The 2,407-nt window shown below is 57.9% G+C and carries 2 protein-coding genes; one reads left to right on the top strand and one right to left on the bottom strand.

What is annotated here, in order from left to right; translation table 11 throughout:
- The coding region (locus tag FVQ81_18375) for a hypothetical protein (GenBank protein ID MBW7998497.1) at positions 1–251 on the bottom strand (251 nt) is incomplete at its 3' end.
- Positions 252–770: 519 nt separating this feature from the next.
- Here FVQ81_18375 and FVQ81_18370 point away from each other — a divergent pair.
- A complete protein-coding gene (locus FVQ81_18370) occupies positions 771–1,703 on the top strand; it encodes an amidohydrolase family protein (GenBank protein ID MBW7998496.1) in 933 nt (310 codons plus the stop codon).
- Positions 1,704–2,407: the final 704 nt, after the last annotated feature.

The following is a 2,407-nucleotide window of genomic DNA, read 5'->3' as shown; positions in this document are numbered from 1 at the left end:
AAGCTTAAATAATCTCCTCTATTACTTATATTTACCGCAAGATTATAGTAACTAAGATGCAAGGCCCTACACTTGCAAGTTACTTCAGAGCAGATAGTTATATAACCATAAGAAGGTTTGTCTTTTTCCCATTCAAACACAAATTTATCGATTAAACGAAAAAAAATATTTCTTCTTTTGCAATATGGACAGTTATAGGTGTTTCCACCGGTAAAATATTTTAAATCCTTATTTGTCGCATCATTGGTCATTATACCTCCATTTCATTGAATAAATACATATTAACCTGAATGACCTCCAAAAAAAAGTCCCCACCGGTAGGCTCTACGGTGAGGGAGATCCTTGCCCGGCAAGTGGTTTAATCTGGCGGGTTCCATTCTTTCAACATGATGCAGCTGGAATTCGGAGTTGTATTCTATAAGTCCGATGCATATTACACAATTCTGGTCGAACAAGAAAAATTGAACATCTACCCGAGATCGTAGGAACGGAGACATTTGCAGGGGTCTGGGGGGGTCTATCCCCCCAGCGGGAGTCCAGAGGGTAGCACCCTCTGGCCGCCGGAGGCCCCCCACCCCAGGATACCGGGTACAGGGTAGGAAGTAGAGATACTCAAGCCCAATCTCCGCGCCACCCTCTGGCCGCCGGAGGCCCCCGACCCCGTTGTCATTGATCTGCCATTGATCAAAATCATCTCCTTTGGCACCCTAAACCAAGCATCATCTCCGACGTACCGGCCTTATCTTCCTTTCCCAAAACGGAGGATTCCCATGGATGGCCAAAAATTTCCCTCCCGCCTTCTCTTCGTCATCATCATCCTCCCGGCGCTATTGCTGGCGGGGCTTGCCTCCGCAGCGGAACTGCCCATGATCGACGCCCACAGCCAGGTGGATCACAAGGTCAAGCTGGGGAAGGTCATCCAGTTGATGGACCGGGCCGGGGTATCGCGCACCATCCTATCCACCCGGGGCAGGATCAAGCCCGGCAAGCTGGTCAAGTTCGCGCGAAAATTCCCGGATCGCATCACCCCTTCCGTCCGCACCAAGGGGCAGCCCTATGAGAAGAATCATCCCAAGTATTACAAACTCCTCAACGCGCAGTTGAATATGCCGGAATTCGGGGCGATGGCGGAGGTGATTCTCTGGCACGCCAAAAAGGGCGACAAAGCGCCAAAGCGGGTGGTGCCCATCGCATCGGAACAGGTGCAGGCGGCGTTGCAGGCGGCCCTGGAGCGGAAGTGGCCGTTCATCCCCCACATCGAGTTCGCCGCGGCCGGGAGCGAAAAAGCGCGGCTCATGGCCGGCCTGGAAACGCTCCTGGCGAAGCACCCCGGCCATCCCTTCCTATTGATCCACATGGGCCAGCTTCAGGCGGAGGAGGCGGCGCGTCTGATCGAACGGCATCCCAATCTCCACTTCATCACTTCCCACAGCAACCCGGTTGTTATCGCCAGTTCGAACCAGCCCTGGGTCAACCTGTTCCAGGGAGAATCCCTTCATCCCAAGTGGAAGGCGTTGATGGTGCGGCGCCCCCGGCGCTTCGTGTTGGGTTTCGACAACGTCTGGGCGGAGCATTGGGGGGAATTTTACTTCCGGCAGGTTGCCCTGTGGCGCAAGGCGCTGGGAGAACTCCCCCCGGACGCCGCCCATGCCATCGCCCACGGCAATGCCGAGCGGCTGTGGAGCCTGCCTCCGGCGCGGTAGACGTGGATTGGGATAGAGGGGTGGGCACGGCATGCCGTGCCCCTACGGATTCATTTTTTCGAAAGGAATCCAAATCTCCATCGGCGCCTTGTCCTGAGCCCGTCGAAGGATCCATCGCCGACTCCTTGCGGTTGCAGTTCCCCTCCATGCGGCTGTTCAAATTACCGTGGGGAGGGGATGGCCGAAGACCAGGGGAGGGGCGCCGTTGCAGTTCCCTCTTTCCGCTTCGGAGAGGGGTGCCGCCGTCAGGCGGTGGGGTGAAGCGGCAGTTGCAGTGCTCCCTCTCCACGTTTGTGGAGAGGGAAGGAGCCCCGCAGGGGCGGGAGGGTGAGGTTCGCAGTTCACCCTCCCTGCCCAGCGGGGAGGGCCGGGGTGGGGTAGGCAGTCCCCCTCGCCGTTTGCGGAGAGGGGAGGAGCGTCCTTGGACGCGGAGGGGTGAGGTTCAAGGTTCCCTCTCTCCTTGCCAGGCCCGGACGCCTTGCCCTACACTCGGCTTCTTTTGGAGGAACCGTCCCGGCGAATTCCTCCCCAGCCGGCTTTACAATTCACGAAGGAGGATGCCCCATGACCGGCTTTCCGAGCTATGCCGACCTGAACCGGCCCGACGATAGCGGACTGCCCCTGGCATGGGGGGCGTGGGGCGCGGAGGACCAGTTGGGAACCCTCAACCACATTACGCCCGAGGCCGTGCGGGCCGCGGCGGC

The organism is Candidatus Glassbacteria bacterium, assembly GCA_019456185.1.
Lineage (GTDB): Bacteria > Gemmatimonadota > Glassbacteria > GWA2-58-10 > GWA2-58-10 > JAJRTS01.
Note: the sequence above shows the minus strand (reverse complement) of the source record. Positions and strands in the feature narration are given on the sequence as shown.